The organism is Algirhabdus cladophorae (assembly GCF_044772865.1).
GTDB classification, from domain to species: Bacteria; Pseudomonadota; Alphaproteobacteria; order Rhodobacterales; family Rhodobacteraceae; genus Algirhabdus; species Algirhabdus cladophorae.
Genome location: NZ_CP173029.1, coordinates 1,559,232 through 1,579,098 on the forward strand (window position 1 = coordinate 1,559,232; position 19,867 = coordinate 1,579,098).

Annotated in this window: 19 protein-coding genes; 9 read left to right on the forward strand and 10 right to left on the reverse strand. The window is 54.5% G+C overall.

Annotated features, from left to right (window positions below):
- The first annotated feature begins 57 nt into the window (after positions 1-57).
- From ACIRQ6_RS07510 to ACIRQ6_RS07525, 4 genes are read left to right on the forward strand one after another with little or no spacing between them, the layout of a single operon-like run.
- Positions 58-1,350: a carbohydrate ABC transporter permease gene (locus ACIRQ6_RS07510; RefSeq protein WP_420863509.1), complete on the forward strand. Its 1,293-nt coding sequence runs from the start codon at positions 58-60 to the stop codon at positions 1,348-1,350.
- A complete protein-coding gene (locus ACIRQ6_RS07515; RefSeq protein ID WP_420863510.1) occupies positions 1,350-2,579 on the forward strand; it encodes a carbohydrate ABC transporter permease in 1,230 nt (409 codons plus the stop codon). The genes ACIRQ6_RS07510 and ACIRQ6_RS07515 overlap by 1 nt, the downstream gene beginning before the upstream one ends.
- A gap of 4 nt (positions 2,580-2,583) precedes the next feature.
- On the forward strand, positions 2,584-3,861 hold the full coding sequence (locus tag ACIRQ6_RS07520) for an MGH1-like glycoside hydrolase domain-containing protein (protein WP_420863511.1): 1,278 nt from the start codon (positions 2,584-2,586) through the stop codon (positions 3,859-3,861).
- Between the two features lie 25 nt (positions 3,862-3,886).
- Complete coding sequence (locus tag ACIRQ6_RS07525) at positions 3,887-4,939, forward strand: ABC transporter ATP-binding protein (RefSeq protein WP_420863512.1); 1,053 nt, start codon at positions 3,887-3,889, stop codon at positions 4,937-4,939.
- Between the two features lie 87 nt (positions 4,940-5,026).
- Here the strand turns inward: ACIRQ6_RS07525 and ACIRQ6_RS07530 are convergent, their stop codons facing one another.
- Both ACIRQ6_RS07530 and ssb read right to left on the reverse strand, forming a co-directional pair.
- Positions 5,027-5,317 carry a hypothetical protein gene (locus ACIRQ6_RS07530; protein WP_420863513.1) on the reverse strand — a complete coding sequence of 97 codons (291 nt, stop codon included), beginning with the start codon at positions 5,315-5,317 and terminating at the stop codon, positions 5,027-5,029.
- A 103-nt stretch (positions 5,318-5,420) separates the two neighbouring features.
- Positions 5,421-5,939 carry a single-stranded DNA-binding protein gene (gene ssb / locus ACIRQ6_RS07535; RefSeq protein WP_420863514.1) on the reverse strand — a complete coding sequence of 173 codons (519 nt, stop codon included), beginning with the start codon at positions 5,937-5,939 and terminating at the stop codon, positions 5,421-5,423.
- 142 nt (positions 5,940-6,081) lie between these two features.
- On the opposite strand from ssb, the gene ACIRQ6_RS07540 reads away from it, so the two are divergent.
- A complete protein-coding gene (locus tag ACIRQ6_RS07540; RefSeq protein ID WP_420863515.1) occupies positions 6,082-6,678 on the forward strand; it encodes a lytic transglycosylase domain-containing protein in 597 nt (198 codons plus the stop codon).
- A gap of 10 nt (positions 6,679-6,688) precedes the next feature.
- On the opposite strand, the gene ACIRQ6_RS07545 is transcribed toward ACIRQ6_RS07540, so the two are convergent.
- The 7 genes from ACIRQ6_RS07545 to miaA form a co-directional block, all read right to left on the reverse strand.
- Entirely contained in the window at positions 6,689-7,036 is a 348-nt protein-coding gene (locus ACIRQ6_RS07545; RefSeq protein WP_420863516.1) for a hypothetical protein, read from the reverse strand.
- A gap of 111 nt (positions 7,037-7,147) precedes the next feature.
- On the reverse strand, positions 7,148-9,235 hold the full coding sequence (locus ACIRQ6_RS07550; RefSeq protein ID WP_420863517.1) for a dipeptide ABC transporter ATP-binding protein: 2,088 nt from the start codon (positions 9,233-9,235) through the stop codon (positions 7,148-7,150).
- A gap of 96 nt (positions 9,236-9,331) precedes the next feature.
- A complete protein-coding gene (locus tag ACIRQ6_RS07555; protein WP_420863518.1) occupies positions 9,332-10,777 on the reverse strand; it encodes an ABC transporter permease in 1,446 nt (481 codons plus the stop codon).
- Between the two features lie 15 nt (positions 10,778-10,792).
- Positions 10,793-11,839, reverse strand: a complete 1,047-nt coding sequence (locus ACIRQ6_RS07560; protein ID WP_420863519.1) for an ABC transporter permease — start codon at positions 11,837-11,839, stop codon at positions 10,793-10,795.
- 104 nt (positions 11,840-11,943) lie between these two features.
- The gene (locus ACIRQ6_RS07565) at positions 11,944-13,614 is read right to left on the reverse strand and encodes an ABC transporter substrate-binding protein (RefSeq protein ID WP_420863520.1); all 1,671 of its coding nucleotides are present in this window, start codon (positions 13,612-13,614) and stop codon (positions 11,944-11,946) included.
- Between the two features lie 248 nt (positions 13,615-13,862).
- Complete coding sequence (locus ACIRQ6_RS07570; protein ID WP_420863521.1) at positions 13,863-14,678, reverse strand: helix-turn-helix domain-containing protein; 816 nt, start codon at positions 14,676-14,678, stop codon at positions 13,863-13,865.
- Between the two features lie 91 nt (positions 14,679-14,769).
- Positions 14,770-15,648, reverse strand: coding sequence for a tRNA (adenosine(37)-N6)-dimethylallyltransferase MiaA (gene miaA, locus ACIRQ6_RS07575; RefSeq protein WP_420863522.1), 879 nt, complete (start codon positions 15,646-15,648; stop codon positions 14,770-14,772).
- Positions 15,649-15,787: 139 nt separating this feature from the next.
- Between miaA and pyrH the strand changes: the two genes are divergently transcribed.
- On the forward strand, positions 15,788-16,513 hold the full coding sequence (gene pyrH, locus ACIRQ6_RS07580) for a UMP kinase (protein WP_420863523.1): 726 nt from the start codon (positions 15,788-15,790) through the stop codon (positions 16,511-16,513).
- Here pyrH and ACIRQ6_RS07585 read toward each other — a convergent pair.
- Positions 16,492-17,592, reverse strand: a complete 1,101-nt coding sequence (locus tag ACIRQ6_RS07585) for a Hint domain-containing protein (protein WP_420863524.1) — start codon at positions 17,590-17,592, stop codon at positions 16,492-16,494. The two genes, pyrH and ACIRQ6_RS07585, sit on opposite strands and share 22 nt — an antisense overlap.
- 205 nt (positions 17,593-17,797) lie before the next feature.
- Here ACIRQ6_RS07585 and frr point away from each other — a divergent pair, with 205 nt between their 5' ends.
- The 3 genes from frr to ACIRQ6_RS07600 are packed head-to-tail and all read left to right on the forward strand — an operon-like array spanning position 17,798 to position 19,867.
- On the forward strand, positions 17,798-18,361 hold the full coding sequence (gene frr / locus ACIRQ6_RS07590; RefSeq protein ID WP_420863525.1) for a ribosome recycling factor: 564 nt from the start codon (positions 17,798-17,800) through the stop codon (positions 18,359-18,361).
- A gap of 7 nt (positions 18,362-18,368) precedes the next feature.
- Entirely contained in the window at positions 18,369-19,088 is a 720-nt protein-coding gene (gene uppS, locus ACIRQ6_RS07595; RefSeq protein ID WP_420863526.1) for a polyprenyl diphosphate synthase, read from the forward strand.
- Positions 19,085-19,867, forward strand: a complete 783-nt coding sequence (locus tag ACIRQ6_RS07600) for a phosphatidate cytidylyltransferase (protein WP_420863527.1) — start codon at positions 19,085-19,087, stop codon at positions 19,865-19,867. Before uppS ends, ACIRQ6_RS07600 begins: the two co-directional genes overlap by 4 nt.

Consider the following 19,867-nt stretch of genomic DNA (forward strand, 5'->3'; position numbering starts at 1 on the left):
ACCTATGAGCGGCGCGAGACCTCCTTCGCGCTGCTCCCTTTCTAGTGGACATTCGTCATGACAGATCAATCCAAACCAATACCTCCCAAAGGGCTGGGCCCGCTTGCCAAACGCGAGATGCGTTTTGCCTATATGTTGCTGTTGCCAACGTTTTTGATTGTTTTGTCGGTTGTTCTTTTCCCGTTGTTTGCCAACGTCTGGATTAGTTTTAAACCGGTAACTCTTGGCGACCTGCGTGCGCCGTCAATCTTGATCAACGAGCGGATCATAGGGGATTTAGAAGCCCCGGGCGACGAAGCCGACATCCGCTACCGTGCCCGAAATTCTTCGCGAAAGAGTTCGATTGCCGATGTGGTGATGTTTGACACTGTGCCTGCGTCTTTGAACATTGTGACGGCCGATGACCGCTGCACAGTGACGGGCAATGACCTGCGCTGTGATCTGGGCGATTATGAGCCGGGTCAGCGTGAGGATATTTTGGTACGTGTTGCGGCAACGGCTGATTTCATCGCAGAACCTGCCAATGTCAAAGACACCAAACCAGTGTTCGAATTGGATCCCGAAAACATCCTGACCAATAACGACTTTACCTTGGAAAATTTCCGTAAAGTGTTTGATGCCTCGGACTTTTGGCCGGTTCTCTTTGCCTCGCTCTACTATACGATCGCGGGCACATTAGGGGCGTTGGTGATGGGGCTTTTTGCGGCCCAATTGATGAACCTTGCGTTCCGTGGCCGGAGTTTCCTGCGCGGGCTTTTCCTGTCGCCCTATGTGGCCCCGGTGATTGCTGTGGCTCTGGCATGGGTGTTGTTGCTAGATCCCGGACCAGGCGGCACGCTGAACGCGCTTTTGATCCAGCTTGGGGTCATCGACGGGCCGATCAGCTTTCTCGGTCAACGATCCGCCGAGATCAATATCCTTGGTATGACGTTCTACTTCCCAGTCGCGCTGACCGTTGTGATCATCTTCGAGATTTGGCGCTATTTCCCACTGGCTATGCTGTTCATTCTGGCGCGGATGCAATCCATGTCCACGGACATCTATGAAGCCGCCGAAATCGATGGGGCCACGCCAATTCAGCAATTCCGGTTTATATCACTGCCGCAATTGATGGGCATTATGGCGGTGCTGTTCCTGCTGCGGTTCATCTGGACCTTCAACAAGTTCGACGACATCTTCTTGCTCACCGGCGGTGCCGCTGGCACGCGTACCTTGACAGTGAATGTCTACGAGCAGGCCTTTGCGATCTCGAACCTTGGGGCAGGGGCCGCGGTTGCGGTGGTTGTGTTCCTAATCTTGCTGGTCTTCTCAGTGATCTTTTTCAAATTCTCTCCAGAGGATGATGCGTGATGCGCTTTGGTAACATATACTATCTTTGTCTGCTCTTTGGGGTCCTGTGGGGTGCCATTGCAACGATCCTTGGCACGCTACTGGCGCTGTTTGTTTCAGGGATCACCTTTCAACCCCAAGTCGCGGCTGGTGCCTTTGCGGGGCTTTTGGCAGCAGGTTTGCTGACAGCCTTTAAACCCGCTGCTCGGACCCCCGTGATGGTAGCTGTTGCTGGACTTGTGTTCGTCGTGGCCCTTACCGTCGCCTCGGGCGCCCAGCCTATGGGTCAACCGCTTAGCGTTTATTCTATGGGTCAACTGATCTTTGTGGTGCTGATTGCCGCCAGCGTTGTTCTGGCGCTGAATACAAATGCCAAGGATTTAGGTCCGGGCCGAGAGCGCCGCTATAACGTCGAAGTTCTATGCCTTCGGTTTGTCAAAGGCTTTGGTTTGGTGGTCTTTACCATCGCAGTGGCGCTGCCGTTCTTTGTCATGGTGATGATGAGCCTCAAGAACCAACAGTTGTTGCTGTCCAATCCCTTGGACTTCTCGCTGAACTTTAGCCAAGGCGCGCAGGCCCTGTTCCGCAGCTATATCGAGCTGTTCACGGAATACCACTTTGGCAGTTACTTGATGAATTCGGCCCTTGTTTCAGTGGCGACGGTCTTGATCACTTTGTTCTTTGCGGTCCCCGGCGCCTATGCGGTGGCACGGCTGAAATTCCCTGGACAGAACTTTCTCAGCCGTTCGATCCTGTTGATCTACATGGTGCCCATGATCGTTTTGGTCATTCCGCTCTATGCGATCTTCAGTCAATTGGGCATGCGCAACACACTCTGGGGGCTGATGCTGGTCTATCCAGCCACAACAATCCCCGTGGCGCTGTATATGTTGCAGGGCTATTTTCGTGGTATTCCTGCCGAACTGGAGGAAGCAGGCCTTATGGACGGTCTGACACGGCTAAACGTGATCGCCAAAATAACCTTGCCTCTGGCCCTGCCTGCGCTGGCCTCGGTCGCACTTTATGTCTTTATGATTGCGTGGAACGAGTTCCTCTTTGCCTTCATGTTCCTCGATAATGTCGACCTATATACCTTGTCGCGCGGGATTGCCGAGCTGAACTCATCCGAAGTGCCGCGACAGCATTTGATGGCAGGGGCTGTGATCGCCACGGTTCCGGTGCTGGCACTTTTCCTATGGTTTGAACGGTTCCTGGTGGCGGGTCTGACCGCTGGCAGTGTGAAAGGGTAATCCGATGTCTTTGACGCAAATAGCAATCGACACTTTGGCCAAAAATGATCGCGGTGGATTTACGATACCAACGGCGGGCCTTTATCCCTATCAATGGAACTGGGACAGTGCATTTATCGCTTTGGGCATTGCGACCTATGACATGGACCGCGCTTGGGCCGAGGTGACTTCGCTGTTGGAAGGGCAATGGCCCGATGGCATGATCCCCAGCATCATCTTTCGCAGCGATGATCCTGACTATTTTCCAGGGCCCTCGCGTTGGGGGAAAACTCCGGGTCCGATCCCTTCAACAGGGGTGTCGCAGCCGCCGGTTTTAACGACTGCTGTCATGCAATTGACGGGCACGGGGTCAAATCGTGATACCGCGCGCCGCGCAGAGGTCTTTGACCAACTGTTTGCTTATCACAAATGGTTCCATGACAACCGCACCGCCAAAGGCATTGTCGCCACAGTGCACCCTTGGGAAACTGGTCGTGACAACTGTCCGGAATGGAACATTGGGCTGGACTTGATGCAAGTGGCCCCTGATCTGGCCCCCTATACACGCATGGACAACAAACATGTGGATGCCAGTTTCCGCCCAACTCAAGAGCAATACGACAAGTACCTGACAATCATCCAATTCGGTCAGAGTGTGGGCTGGGATCAGCGGCGTTTGACGGAAGAGGGGCCCTTCTTGATGGCGGATCCCAACATTCACTTTATCCTGTTGCGTGCGGATAAAGACCTGTTGGCGATGGCGCGCGACTTGGGCAAATCTGCTGATGTTGTGGCCGCGATTGAAGGCTGGATCGCCAAGGGCGAAGCGGCCAGCGATTTTCTATGGAGCGAGGAACTAGGGGCCTTTACTGCCCGTGACATCCGCACCGGGGCCTTTTCCAAAGGCTTTAGCAACTGTAGCCCGTTGTGCTTTTACGCAGACACCGGCACGCCGGAACAGCGCGCGCGGATCTTGGAAAATCTGCAACGCATCGCGTCCAAAGTCGACTACATGCTTCCCAGCTGGGACCCTGATGCAGACGAGTTTGAGCCCCAGCGCTATTGGTGCGGACCGGTTTGGCCGCAAATGAACTTTATGGTGGCCCAAGGCCTTGCCGAAACGGGCGAAGATACCTTGGCCCAACTCATCCGGGATGATCTGTGCCGCGCCATCGAAAAATCTGGCTTTTGGGAGTGTTTCAACCCGCTCACTGGCGAGGGGTGCGTGGGAAAGAATTTCTCGTGGACCGCTGCGGTTTGGCTGTCATGGCAACATGAAACGAAATTAAAGGGTGTGGCCTGACGGCTGCCAATAAGGGAACAATACTATGGGTCAGATTAGTCTAAAGGCAGTCGAAAAATGGTTTGGTGAAGTCCAAGTCATCAAAGGTGTTGATCTTGATATTCAAGATGGCGAGTTGATCATTTTTGTGGGTCCATCGGGCTGTGGAAAATCAACTTTGTTACGAATGATCTCAGGTCTGGAAGAAACCAGTCGCGGGCAGATCGTGCTGGATGGCGAGGACGTGACCCACAAAGTCCCGTCTGAGCGTGAGTTGTCGATGGTGTTCCAATCCTATGCTCTCTATCCGCACCTGAGTGTTGAGGACAACATGGGTTTCGCTCTGAAAACTGCAGGTGCGCCCAAGTCCGAGATTTCCGAGAAGGTCAGTCGCGCCGCAGACACGTTGCAACTGAACCAATATCTGGATCGTCGTCCCAAAGATCTGTCTGGTGGACAGCGTCAGCGTGTGGCCATTGGCCGGGCGATTGTGCGCAAACCCAAAGGCTTCCTCTTTGACGAACCTTTGTCGAATCTGGATGCCTCGCTGCGGGTCGATATGCGTTTTGAAATTGCACGTCTGCACAAAGCCCTTGAAAGTACTATGGTTTATGTGACCCACGATCAGGTCGAGGCGATGACGCTGGCGGACCGGATTGTTGTGCTCAAGGACGGGTTGATCATGCAGGTTGGTACCCCGCGTGAGCTATATGAAAGCCCCGACAACGTGTTTGTGGCGCAATTCATCGGCAGCCCGAAAATGAACCTGTTGCCTTGTGGCGCCTCTGCCAGTGGCTTTACTTTGGCCGGCGGCGGCACAGGGGCCTTGCGTGATGCAAGCCAGGCCACCGCGGTGCAAATGGGCGTGCGTCCAGAACACATCAGTATCGTGGGCGCAGGCGAGGGGCATTGCACAGGCACAGTTCAAATCAGCGAATATCTGGGGGCTGACTATTTCTTTTACGTGGATTGTGGCGAACTGGGCGTGCTGACAGTGCGTGTTTCAGGTGCAAGCGCGGATCTGGAAGGCCAAACCGTTGGACTGAAGTTCGAAGAATCAAACCTGCATTTCTTTGGCCCAGACGACCAAGCCCTCTGAGAACTTGCTTCTGAATACTTTGAATAAAAAATGCGCCCGTTGAACCGATGGTTTGATGGGCGCATCTGTATCTTGAGACAGCTCAGTTCAGTCGAAAATCACATCGCTGTCGTGAAAGGAAATCGCAGCTAACCCGCTGATAATCAACCTGCCCTTGTCGCCGATTTGGGTCAGGTCCAGCTTCGTGTCGCCGCTGCCTAACGCTAAGGCCAACAGATCAATGAGGTCCTGTTTGCCGGTAAGATCAATGATTACGTCATGACCTGACGATCGCGTGAAAACAAACACCTCTGTGCCGCCACGGATCAAGTCAGTCTCCCTTTTGCCTTCGATCGTATCCGCGCCGCTGTCACCGCTTTGGCGATCCCTGACGGTCATGTACCATTTGGCGAAACATTTACTTTTTGGAAGACCCCAAAATGAAAAACGCCCCGGGGTGAACCGGGGCGTGTTGTAAATCAGCATCGAATGAGTGTGGTGATTAGAATGGGATCTCGTCGTCTAGATCCGAAGCAGGGGCGCCGCCTCCACCATAGCTGTCACCACCTTGGGACGGGCCGCTGTCATAGCCGCCTTGGCCGCCACCGTAGCCGCCGGATTGGTCGGGCACATAGCCGCCACCGCCACCGCCGCCGCCTTGGTTATCACCGCGACCATCCAGCATGGTCAGCGTCGATGTGTAGGGCCGCAGCACAACTTCGGTGCTATAGCGATCTTGACCGGATTGGTCCTGCCATTTACGGGTCTCCAACTGGCCTTCCAGATAAACCTTCGAGCCTTTTCGCAAATACTGCTCGGCCACGCGGGCCAAAGGTTCGCTAAAGATCGCGACAGAATGCCATTCGGTTTTCTCGCGGCGCTCGCCTGTGTTGCGGTCTTTCCAATTTTCGGATGTGGCGATGCGCAGGTTGCACACTTTACCGCCATTTTGGAACGTCCGGACCTCTGGGTCGCGGCCCAAGTTTCCGATCAGAATTACTTTGTTTACCGAGCCAGCCATAATGTCCCCCGCTGCGTGTTTTCGAATCCGGTACAGGCAAAACCCTGCCATGAAGTTAGTAAACCAATGGTGAACCCAACAACAGGTAGCATTGGCTGAAATTTAGACTATATTTGCCAAAACAGTGGGGTAGGGGCTGTAGATGCGTTGGGCACTTCTAATTGGACTAATCTGTGTGTTCTGCGCACCGGCAACTGGGGGCTTTGCCGAAGGACTGTCCTTGTCGGCCAAAAATCGCGCCTCATTGTTCAAATCACAAACCAAGGTCCTTGATGGACGGGCGACCAAACAATACGCAAATTCCGTTCGGTTGCAGCCGTCGCGGGTCAAAATCCCTACCAAAGACAGCTTTGACAAAAACTATACTGGCAACTATCGGGGCAAATACCTTGGAGTGGCCAAGGCCGCAGCGCGCCGTCACGGCGTGCCCGAGCAATTGTTCTTGCGGTTGGTGCAACAAGAAAGCGCGTGGAAACCCAATGCCCGTTCCCATGCAGGCGCAATTGGTCTGGCGCAATTGATGCCAGGCACGGCCCGGTATCTGGGGGTTAATCCTCGAAACCCCTCGCAAAATCTGGACGGCGGCGCGCGATATCTGCGCGAACAATATGATACTTTTGGTTCATGGCGACTGGCATTGGCGGCTTATAATGCGGGTCCGGGGGCTGTTAAAAAGCACGGCGGTGTGCCGCCTTACAAAGAGACGCGCAACTACGTCAAAGTGATTTACGGTCGCTGAGGCAAACCCGTTACAAGTTTGAAAACGCGGTTCGGAGTGTCGCGGCCCCAAGGCAAAACAGCAATCCAAAGATTATTACCAGTTCAGACAGGGCCGAGGCTGGTTGCAAGCTGAGCAAAATCATATGGACGACCGCGTAGATTCCAAAGGGGATCAACAACAAATAGAGACTGTCGATCGACAACCTGCGGCTGATACGCGTCAGTCTGGTTTTGACCCAGCCGATCCATGCAGGCGACCACAGTGCCCCAAAGGCCAAAACAAACATAATCGCCCAATAGGGCAGGCAAAGCAGGCCAAACACCCAGTTCTGGCCTGAAAACGGGTATAAAACTCCCGCAAAAACAATGGTCTGCACGATAAACACTATCAGTGCGATCCAATCCAACACTCGCAAAACACTTCTCCCGGAAGGAACGCCAAGATAGCCGAGGGCTGCTGCGTGTCAACCGGATGACAAAAGGCCGCGCTACTCTGCGGCGATTTTGATCACAGGTTCCATGCGCTCGAGGATCTCGTCGGACAAGTGACATTTGACCTGATGATTGCCCTCCAAAACTCGCACCGGAGGCACTTCTTTTTCGCACAGGCCGCCGGGGACTTCGGACTTCCAACGACAGCGGGTTTGGAACGGACAGCCGGGGGGCGGGTTCATCGCCGATGGGATGTCGCCCTCCAACACGATATGCTGTTTTTCAACACTGGTGTCAGCAATAGGAACTGCCGACAGCAGGGCTTCGGTATAGGGATGATAGGGCGGTTGGAACACTTGATCTGTTGTGCCCAATTCGACCACATGGCCCAGATACATCACCATCACGCGGTCGCTGAGATAGCGCACGATGCTGAGGTCATGGGAGATAAACAGCAGCGTGGTCTTCTCTTCGCGCTGGATTTCCATCAGTAGGTCGGTCACAGCGGCCTGGACAGACACATCCAGCGCCGAGACAGGCTCGTCCGCCACAACGATCCGTGCACCACCTGCAAAGGCCCGCGCGATGCCGACCCGTTGCTTTTGACCACCTGACAACTGCCGCGGCATACGGTCTGCAAAGGCGCGTGGCAGTTTCACCAAATCCAGCAGGTTCAGCATTTTCTCACGGCGCTCGGTTTCGTTGGCGCCGATGCCAAAGATCTCCAAGGCACGAATGATCTGACGGCCCACAGTCATAGACGGGTTCAACGTGTCAAACGGGTTCTGGAAGACCATCTGTACATCTGAAATCGTCTTGGTATCGCGTTCTTGGATCGGGGTGCTTTCGACGTTTTTATTGTCGAGCAGGATTTGCCCGTCCGTGGCGGTCTCTAGGCCCATCAGAACCTTGGCGAAGGTGGATTTACCACAACCGGATTCACCAACGATGGCGAGGGTCTCGGATTCGCGGGCCTCAAAACTGAGGGTCTCGTTGGCTTTGACCACTTTCTTGTTGGCGCCGCCAAAGAGGGCGTTGGCCGAGACCTCATAGTATTTCTTGAGGTTGTCCATTTTCAGGACCACATCACCAACTTCGCCTTTTTCTTTCTTTTCAGCCGCAACAATAGGCGCGTTCCAGTCAATTTCCTGGAATTTCAGGCACCGGGTTTCGTGCCGGTCGTCGCCCATGATGGGATACATTGGCACTTGGTCTTGATTGCACAGCCCGTCTTCAAAGTAGTCGCAACGAGGGCCGAAATTACAGCCCTGCGGGCGTTCATGTGGCAGCGGGAAGTTGCCAGGAATGGCCACAAGGGGCCGCGAGTTTTTGTCGGCACCGGGCAGGGGGATCGACCGGAAAAGCGCCTGTGTATAAGGGTGCTGCATCTTGTCAAAGACGTCTTCGATGCTGCCTGTTTCAACGGTTTCGCCAGAATACATCACGCAGATCCGGTCGCAGGTTTCCAAAACCAGACCCAGATTGTGCGAGATAAACAACATAGACGTGCCGTATTTCTTGCCCAGATCTTTGACCAATTCGACGATGCCGGCTTCAACGGTCACATCAAGGGCCGTCGTCGGCTCGTCTAGAATCAGGAGCGATGGCTTGGACATCAGCGCCATGGCAATGACGATCCGTTGCTGCTGGCCCCCAGACAGTTGGTGCGGGAAGCTGTTGAGGATCCGCGCAGGGTCAGGCAGTTTGACGTCAGTGACCACTTGCAGGGCCAGTTTATAGGCGTCTTCTTTGCTGGCATCCTCGTGGATCATCGGAACTTCCATCAGCTGCTTGCCGATTTTCATCGCGGGGTTCAACGACGCCATGGGTTCCTGATAAATCATCGCGATTTGCGAGCCACGAATATCGCGCAGCTCTTCTTGGGTCATCTCGTTGAGTGAGCGCCCTTTGAACTTGATGTCGCCACCGACGATTTTGCCGTTCACGCCAAGATCCTGCATGACGCCCAGCGCCACAGTGGACTTGCCACAGCCGGATTCCCCAACCAATCCCATGGCTTCGCCCGGTTGGACGATGCAGGTGAAGTCCATAACCGCGGGGATTTCCCGCAGCCGGGTGAAAAAGCTGATCGAGAGATTTTCAATCTCGAGAATGGGGCCGTCGTAGTCGCTGTCGTTTGTCATGTTCTGATCCCTGTTGGGGCGTGATCCGATTGTGTGCCTTTGGCACATTCTTTTTTGTGTTTTGGGCGCCAAGCGCGTGGCGTGGCGCCCAAATTTCTAATCCTTGAGGCTTTCTTCACGTAGGCCATCGGCTAATAGGTTCAGACCAAGCACCAAGCTGAGCAAAGCAATCGCTGGTGGTATGGCCGGATGCAGATAGATCGACAGCAATTTACGGCCCTCGTTGATCGTGCTGCCCCAATCCGGGCTTTCGGGCGGAAGGCCAAGGCCAAAGAAGCCCAAGGTCCCCAGAAGGATCGTGGTGTAGCCAATGCGCAGACAGAAATCCACGATCAGCGGGCCACGGGCGTTTGGCAAAATCTCCCAAAGCATGATGTACCATGCGCCTTCACCCCGGGTTTGGGCCGCAGCCACGTAATCGCGGGTTTTGATGTCCAGCGCCAAGGACCGCACGATCCGGAACACAGTGGGTGAGTTCACAAAGACCACCGATACAAACACCACCAGGATCCCACCGGGCACATCAAATCCGTCTAGAAAGCCGGGCAGAACATGCACTTTGGATCCAACTTCCGAAATCAGCGACAAATAGAGCCACAACAAAATACCCAGCACGATAACCAGCAGCGGATTGCGAATATGGGGCTGCGTGTAATAGCGCGAGTTCAAAAGCACTGCAAAGAAGATGAGCGGGAAGATAAACAGCACAGCCGCCATATAGTTCGGAATGCCTGTCTCAACGATCTCCGGGGTGACAAGCAGGTAGAAGAGCAAGATCACCGGGAAGGCGAGGATCAGGTTGGCCAGAAAGCTGAGGATCGTGTCCAGCTTGCCACCATAGTAGCCTGCAGGCAGGCCCAATGTGATCCCAACCATAAAGGCAAAGATCGTAGCAAGTGGCGCGATTTGCACCACAACCCAGCTGCCCTTGATCATCCGGCTAAAGACGTCACGCGCCAAGTTGTCACCGCCCAGCAGATACCACATGAAATCACCGTCTTCGGCACCGCGCAACGGCGTTCCGGGGACTTTGTTTTTCATGCCTGAGACTTGGCCCAAGGCATCGTGAGTGACAATCAGATCAAACGGGCCGCCAAAGATCGCAGTGAAAACCCAAAACATCACGAGGGCAAAACCGATCATCCCTATGGGGCTATCGAAAAGCTTGCCGTAAAGACCCAGCTTGCGCTTGTAGACGATCGACAGGGCGAAGGTCAGGATCAAGGCCACCCATGTAGGTGTTAGGGCCTGAATGATGCCGCCAATGATGCCAGCGCCAGTGCCCAAAAACACCCCACCCACGATAAACAGCGCAAGTGCAGCCACAGATATCAGGGCAAAGGCTTTGACGCCTATCCCTACAACACCCAGTAGATCAGTGCGCCGCACGGCGGTGCCATCGGCATTCACACTGCGCGAGGCCTCGGCGGCAAAGAGGGCCACAACAGATTGAACGATGATCGTAATCAGCAAGAAGGCCAATGCGAAAAGAAGGATTGCGCTAAGCCAGTTCAGGCTCCCGGTCCAAGATAATGGTTCCATGTCTTGGGTCCTCCCTTATGACAATCTGATGCGTGGGTTGAGGTAGATATAGCCGATGTCCGAGATCAACTGGGTCAGCAGCACCACAAAGACCGACACAACGGATACCCCCAAAAGCATCTCGATATCATTGTTGCCTGCCGCTTGGACAAGGGTCCATCCAAAGCCTTTGTAGTTAAACAGGGTCTCGACGATCACCACGCCATTCAGCAACCACGGGATTTGCAGCATGATCACCGTAAAGGGGGCGATCAGCGCGTTACGCAAAGCGTGTTTGAGAACGATGGTGCCAAAGCTGACACCTTTGAGACGGGCCGTGCGGATATACTGCGCAGTCATCACTTCGGTCATCGAAGCCCGGGTCATCCGTGCGATATAGCCCATGCCGTAAAGCGCGATGGTCAAAACGGGCAGGGTAAAGTTGGCAAAGGTCGCGTCATCCATGGCGGATGTGGCGGTGCCTTTGAACCATTTGAGCCCCACAGCAGAAGAGGCAAAGACAGCAATAAAAATAACGCCAGAGACATATTCAGGTGTGGCCGTGGTCACAATGGATACAGTCGACAAGCTGCGGTCTGTGCGGGATCCTTCGCGCATGCCAGCCAGCACACCGATGATCAACGCCCCGGGCACCATGACCATCATGACCCAGAACATCAGCTTGCCGGTTAGGGACAATCGCGTGGCGATAATGCCGGACACGTCTTCTTTGAAAACCGTGGAAAAGCCCCAGTCGCCTTGCAAAACGCCACAAAACTGTGGGGCATCTTCCAGTTCCATGCCTGGTGCTTGGCAACGGGCACGGGTTTTCCCGTCAGATCCTTCGATCACATAGCCCGGTAAAACGCCCAGCCATTGGCCGTATTTCACAGGGGTGGATTGCAAATATCCGCGATTGGTCAAAAAGCTGGTCACGGCTTCGTCCGACATACGGAAGTTGCCTTGGGTCTTGGCCAGTTTTTCGAGGTTCGGATAGAGGTTCGTCAGGAAAAAGACAACGTAAGTCAGGCAAAGTGCCGTGAGGATCATAACCCCCAATCGGCGTATAATAAACAGTCCCATAAAGGCCCCTGTTGGCTGGTTTGCACGAAAGGCTCTGATGGCCTTTTTGGCAGTCTAGCGAAAAAGGCCGCCCTCGGTTGAGGACGGCCCAGTTAGTGTCAAGCTTAGGCTTTGAAACCGTACTTGTAGGTCTGTGGCAGATAGGCGATGTGCATATCTGCGCCCACCACATTCTCGCTGTAGTGGCGGTAGATCGAACGCCAGTACGGCTGGATCGTCACACCCTCTTCGACCATGATGGCCTGAATTTTGCCCATCACCACGCGACGCGCGTCGGCATCAGCGATCGAGTTGGCCTCGGCCAGAAGCGCGTCGAACTCGGCATTTGCAAAACCAGATTCGTTCCATGCTTCGCCGGAACGGTAGGCCAATGCCAACACCTGCGTGCCCAGCGGGCGGTGGTTCCAGTTTGTCGAGGAGAACGGGTATTTCGCCCAGTCGTTCCAGAACGTGGAGCCCGGCAAAATGGTCCGCTTGACGTTGATGCCAGCATCGCGCAACTGGGCGGCAACCGCGTCAGTTGTGTTTTTGCGCCAGTCATCGTCGATCGACAGCAGCTCGTGCTCGTAATCGCCCATGCCTGCTTCGTCCATCAGCGCCTTGGCGGCTGCGGGATCGTAAGGCATGCGGTCAACGGACGCGTCAAACTCTGGGTGAACAGGGCCCACGTGCATGTTGCCTGCAACCGCACCGCGACCAGCATAGCCCAGCTCAAGACAAACGGCGTTATCAACGGCCATTGCGATCGCTTGGCGCACGCGCTTGTCAGCATAGGGCTGCTTGCCGTCGACTTCGGCCAATTGGTTTGGACGAATAACAACAGTCGCACCGGACACAACTTCGGATTCCACAAAGCCAAGACCTGTGAGAATGTCGATAAAGTCACCAACAGTTTCATAAAGCATGTCAACTTCTTCGGCTTCAACGGCGGCAACCCATGCCGCAGGATCGGTGCCGTAGTCGATGTATTCCATGCTATCGAGGTAGAAACCGCCCTCTGGGAAGGCTGTGTCGCCCCACCATTCGTGGCCCGAACGAGTGATAACGGCTTTAACGCCCACTTCGAGGCTTTCGATTTTCATCGGGCCTGTACCGATCTGTGTGCCCAACATGTCGTCTGGGTTGTGATCAGCGTGCGTGACCGCAGCAGGGTAATCGGCCATGCCCGGAATGATTGTGATATCTGGCGCAGGCAGGGTCAGCTTAACTGTGTGGCTGTCCATAACGGTGATTGCGCCGTCGATTGCTTTGTTGGTGTCAGCATCGATCAGGCTGGACATACGACCCGCCATCGAGTTGCCTTCTACGTCTTTGTCACACCAGCCAGTGATCACACGGGCCACATCGTCGGCTGTGAAATCGTCGCCGTTGTTCCACTTGACGCCTTTACGGACGTTCAATGTGTATTCTGTGGCGTCGGAATTGGCGTCCCAGCTTTCCAACAACATGCCGCGGAACGAACCGTCGGAGTTGTATTCAACCAGATATTCCAGATAGCCTGATGTCAGAAACGCAATTTGCGTCCAGTCATATGTGCGTGGATCTTTCAACGCGCGAACTTCCATCTGCATGCGCATTGTGCCGCCACGCTTTGGTGTGGCGTGGCCCGCAGCGGTTGCTGGCGTCGCGCCGATCAGTGCATATGCACCTGCAGCAGAAACACCCAAAGCGGTTGCGCGCGTCAAAAATTCACGGCGGTCCATGTGACCCGCTTCGTGTTCTTGTGCGTACATCAGCGCTGCTGGATGCAATGTTTCGTGAGTGTGTTGCGTCATCTTTTTCTCCCTGTGACACTACTTTTATTGGATCTGAGACAAGAGGTCTTTGAAAGTTATCTGTTTTCCCCACATCTCGCGTTTTAGTTAAAAACGCCCCAGATCCATTTCGCGCAGATAAATTCTCAGCGTCAACAGCTAGTTTCGCCAATTTTGCTCACAAAAGCGACATTCAGTTGTTCTATTCGCGACATGGCGGGGCATGACCAATGTTGTTTGATTTTTGTCTTTTTGGAAAAACTTCGCGCTTAGGTAGTGCTGGGCGTGAGCACAGTGTTTTGGGCTTTTTTGAAACCGGATGGTGTTTGGCCGCAATGAGTTTGAAACCCACGGGTAAAGTAGGCCGCACTGGAAAAGCCCAAGGCGGCGGCGACGTCTTTGATTGGTGTGCCGTGGTCGATAATGGCCTCTTTGGCGGCGCGGTATTTGCGATCCGCCACAAGGGTAGAGGCGGGTTTGTTCAAGGCCTCTTTCGTAGCGCGGGTCAAATGCGTGGGCGTGACGCCAAGGGCCGCTGCGTAGTGCTGCGGTGATTTATCTGAGGCAAATCCAGCCTCCAACATCGACAAAAATGCGCGGCTTAGCCGTTGGGCTGCACTCAGGCGTTGCGGTGAAAACAGCAAACGGTCATGGCGCAACAACCAAACCGTCAACAGCAAAACATTGGCCTGAATGGCGCGGTTTTGGCCAATTTCAACGGTTTGTGTCTCGCGGCGCAAGGTCTCGAACAGTTGGGCCATATCCCGCTGCGCCGATGGATCTGACAGACGGTATAGCTGCGACTTGGGCTCGCCCACGCGACGCGCCAGTTGATCTGTGGCAAGAATATTCAGGAACGTGCCTGCGGAGGTTTGTAATTGAAATGGCACCTTTGCAGGCACGCTGACCAAACTGTTTTGCGACAGGCCGACTTCGGCACCGGCAACAATGGCACGGGCTTGTCCGCGCGTTACCCAAAAGTAACGATCCTGCGGTGCGCTGTGCAGCATCTCGTGTCGCCACGCAAACGACGGATTCGTGCTGCTGATGGTGGACACCAAAGTGCCGTGGGCTGCTTTTGTCATCGCGCCAGTAAAGCCATTTGGTTGAAATAGTGCAAGCCAATTGGGTTATCTGGGATAAAACAGGCAGGAAATAATCAGTAAGTGACAGAAATCAAAGATCAGCGGCGGAAATCGGTGTCCAGTTGCCCATGCGGGCCCGAAACCATGTGCGTTGCCGTTTTGCGTATTGCTGGGTGGCGATCGTTGCGGCCTCTTTGGCCTGCTCCAACGTCAGGTCTTCGCGCAAGTAGGCCATAAGTTCCGGTGCCCCGATGGCCTTATGCGCCGGAGCATCTGGATCAAACATGGGCTGATTTTGCCGGGCTTCCTCCAGTGCACCTAATTCAATCATTTGTTCAAATCGCAAGGCAATGCGAGGGGTCAGCCAGTCTTTTGGGGCCTCCAGAACCAACGCGGTCACAGTGTCCAAAGGCATCAAGGGGGGCGGTGTGGCGTCATGCCATGCTTGCAACCCGCGCCCCGTTGCAGTCAGAACTTCCCACGCCCGCTGCACCCGCATGGGGTTGGACTGGTCGATCAAGGATCGGCTGGGGGCATCGAGGGCTTCCAGCATTTGGGTGAAATCTGCCTCGCGCAATTGGTTACCTTCGGCGCGAATAGCCGGGGGGATTTCAGGAATTTCAGCGAGGCCCTCGGTCAGGGCTCGAAAATACAGCCCCGTACCGCCGACAATGATCAACCGCTCGCCACTGGCGCGCACATCGGCAACGTCGCGCAACCAGGCCCCAACCGAATAAGATACATCCGGCGGGACATGGCCATATAGGTGGTGCGACGCACGGGCCTCGTCTGCGAGGGAAGGGCGTGCTGTCAGAACCCGCCAATTCGAATAAACCTGCAAAGCATCGGCATTGACGATCACGCCGCCACGACGTTCTGCAATTTCCAGCGCCAAACCGGATTTGCCCGACGCGGTTGGCCCGGCAATCAAGACGTCTTGCGCCTGAGGAATGTCAGAGATTGGAACCACGGGGAATGTCGTGCCTTAGCCGGTGAAATCATTACGGTAAAATGCGCCTCTTTGCCTGATTGGACCTGTTTGGCGATTGAACCTGACCCCGAAGTAAGACATTTTAGCCGCGAACCCAAGCCAGCATTGGAAGCCAACCATGACCAGCCCTGCCCAGACCACCTTCAAACGCGTGTTGCTCAAGATTTCAGGTGAGGCGTTGATGGGGGATCAGGGGTTTGGGCTGCACCCGCCAACTGTTGAACGGATCGCGGCAGAGGTGAAAACCGTCCATGATATGGGCGTTGAGATCTGCATGGTGATCGGTGGCGGCAACATTTTCCGCGGTCTTCAGGGCTCGGCTCAGGGGATGGAACGGACCACGGCAGACTATATGGGAATGCTGGCCACTGTGATGAACGCCCTTGGTATGCAGTCCGCGTTGGAAGGGCTGGGCATCCACACCCGCGTGATCAGTGCGATCCCCATGGATCAAGTCTGCGAGCCCTATATCCGCCGGCGCGCTGTGCGGCACTTGGAAAAAGCGCGCGTCTGCATTTTCGCGGCAGGCACGGGCAACCCGTATTTTACGACAGATACGGCGGCCACTTTGCGGGCCTCCGAGATGTCATGCGAAGCGATCTTTAAAGGCACCAAAGTAGATGGTGTCTACGATAAAGATCCTGCGTTGCACGATGATGCGGTGCGGTACGATATGGTTAGCTACGACGATGTCTTGCAAAAACGTCTTGGCGTAATGGACGCCAGCGCCATTGCTTTGGCGCGGGACAACAACCTGCCGATCATCGTGTTTTCACTGGATGAGCCGGGTGGTTTCAAAGGCATCTTGGCGGGTGAAGGCACTTACACTCGCGTTGAAGGATAGGTCTGCAAAACAGGCTGCTGGTTATCTGAATGCCGTTGGACCAATTGTTTTTGATGCTTTGATGTGGGCACGGGGCGGGCAAGTTCAGCGGGAACCGCTGTGGTCATGTCCCTCTCGAGCGTTTCGGGCAGCAGCGCCGCAATTTCGGCCTGTGCTGCGGCAGACAGGGTTTTTTGCGCTTGCGGGCCCAACAAGAGCGACTCGCAAGGAACGCCATTGGCCAACACAATCTGATGCGTGTCAAAAAGCAAATGCCAGTATTGAACTGGCATCTTTCCAGACAGCTGGCTGACGCCATCAAGGTCCAAAAAGCGTTTTGCGGGGATCAAAACTTCGTCTGTGCCGGTCACTCGCTTGGCTATTTTGGACGACACCATAATCCGGTGTTGCGGCGATACCATCAAAGTGTGCGCCGGAATGCCTTTGTCCAGACTAGACGGTGCAAAGGCAATAGCGGCATGCTGGCGGGGCACCAAAACCATCATGGATCCGATCCAACGCAGGGGTTGTAGACCGTGATCCAATGTCATGACTTTACAGCCGGGCATTAGGGTCTCGATTGCCACGTTGCCATGACCGGTTTCGATCATTGTTCCAGAGGCAAAGCACACAGGCGCCTGATCGACCTCTCTGCCGGTCATATACCCCGCATAATCACTGTTCCCTTCCGAGGTCAGTTCCAAAGTTTGGATGTTGGCAAGCGGTATGTCGTCACTGCCAGCGTAATCGGCCACAAAGGTGTCGCCATTGTCCATTTGCACGATAACCAATTGAACGGTGTGTTGAACGCCGTCGGTGTCTGTGACCACGGCATTATACCAAGCAGAGGTGTCGGGCTTGGCCGTGACCTGACCACTGCCAGTGTTATAGGTGGTGTAATCGCTGCCACCATATTCATCGTCCATCATATTGCCGTCATGGTCGGTGTCGTGTTGGGTGACGGCCACGTTCTGCATATCAGTGTTGTTATACTGGCCCAACAAGGCGCCGCCATTTTCGGCGTCCCAATCGCTTTCATCTGTGTCTATATCGGTGAAGTTACCTAAGAATATGAAATTTGACGTGGTGACTTGGGTCATTTTGCAGGCTCCGCGCAGTGGACCCCTTGAATGCAATGCAAACTCTTTAAAAATCGTAAGATTTAGCATTAGCGACAAATTTTACGTATTTCTCAGCGCCGCAGGCCCACTCCAACAATCAAACGCTGCACAAATGCTGCTGGATTGATACCAAAAATGGCGATATACCGACTGACAAAGCAATAACAAAGACGAGCCACAGGACATGTCAGACGACTTTTTACTTGATACCGATGATCTTCAGCGGCGCATGGATGGCGCGATTGCCAATCTTCGCACTGAATTTGCATCACTGCGCACGGGCCGGGCCTCGGGCTCGATGTTGGAACCGGTGATGGTGGACGCCTATGGTAGCATGACGCCGGTCAATCAAGTGGGTACAGTGAACGTTCCGGAACCGCGCATGGTGACCATCAATGTGTGGGACAAAGCGCTGGTTGGAAAGGTTGAAAAAGCCATTCGTGAGAGTGGTTTAGGGATCAATCCTCAACTGAATGGCACGATCATCATGCTGCCTATTCCCGAGTTGAACGAAGAACGTCGCCGCGAGCTGACAAAAGTGGCCGGATCCTATGCGGAAAATGGCCGGGTGAGCATTCGCAACGTGCGCCGCGACGGCATGGACCAGATTAAAAAGGCCAAGGCAGACGGGATGTCCGAGGACGACCAAAAGCTGTGGGAAGACGAGGTTCAAGAGATGACCAATACGATGATCAAGGCCATCGATGACCTTTTGGAAACCAAGCAAGCCGAAATCATGCAGGTATAGGCCGATCATGACACACCCAGACGTCCAAGGCCCCAACCACATCGCCATTATCATGGACGGCAATGGCCGTTGGGCCACGCAAAAAGGACGTCCGCGTCTGTTTGGCCACCACGCTGGTGCAAAGCGCGTGCGCGAGATCGTAGAGACCTGCCCGGATGTGGGCGTCAGCTATCTGACAATATTTGCGTTCTCGACAGAAAATTGGAAGCGCACCCAAAGCGAAGTGGCCGGTTTGATGAGCCTGTTCCGCCGCTATATCCGCCGCGAGGCGCAGGCCCTGTTAAAAGAAGGCGTGCGGGTTCGGTTCATCGGGGATCGTATGAAGTTGGACGAAAAGCTGGTGAAGCTCATGGATGATTTGGAAATGCTGACGTCGGACAACGACAAAGTGCATTTGACCATCGCCTTGAACTATGGCGGCCGCGATGAGGTCAGCCGTGCCACCAAACGCTTGGCTTATGATGTGTCCTTGGGCAAACTTGACCCAAAAGATGTAGATGAAGAAACGCTTCCAAAGTACTTGGATACATACTTTTTACCGGATCCAGATCTGGTTATCAGAACCTCTGGCGAGGCGCGTATTTCGAACTTTTTGCTGTGGCAATCGGCCTATGCAGAATACGAATTTATCGACACCTTGTGGCCTGATTTCACCTCTGAGATTTTCACGCAGCTTGTTGGCGCCTATGGCACCCGGGATCGGCGGTTTGGAGCTGTTACCGCATGACCAGCTGGGATGACCTACGGGACCGCATCCTGTCTGGGATGTGGATGGCAGGTTTGGGGATCGCAGGCATTTGGCTCGGGGGCATCTGGTTTCAGATGCTCACAGTGTTTGTCACGGCTGTTATGATTTGGGAGTTGTGGATGATGATCCAGCCCGATCAGCCGACCCCTGGGATGCTTTTATCGGCTCTGACGGCCAGCATTTTGTCTGGGTTGATCGCCAGTCCTGACCCGTTTTATTTGTTGATCTTGCTGATTGCCCCGGCGATTGGGGCAGCAGCGTTGAAAAAAGAACGGCTGACATTTGTAGGCTTTGCCTTGGGTATCACCATTGCCGGTTGGGGCCTTGTAACCTTTCGCGAAAACTATGGCGTTGTTTGGCTGTTGTGGATGGTGCTGGTGGTTATCGTCACGGACATTGCCGGCTACTTTGCTGGCAAAATGTTTGGCGGACCCAAGTTTTGGCCTGCGATCAGCCCCAAAAAGACCTGGTCTGGCACGGTCGCCGGATGGGTCGGGGCCGCATTGGTTGGCTTTGCCTTTCTGTCGTTTACCAACGCCGGCTCTGATTTGCCTTGGATTTCAGTGGCGCTCAGCTTTGCCAGTCAAATGGGCGACATTGCGGAATCGGCATTGAAACGTCGGCAAGGGGTCAAAGACAGCTCGACCCTGATCCCCGGCCATGGCGGGTTATTCGATAGGTTTGATGGGCTGTTAGGCGCTGCTTTGGTTATGTTGCTTGTGGCGTTGGTGGTTGATGTGCCGCAGGTGTCATTCTAG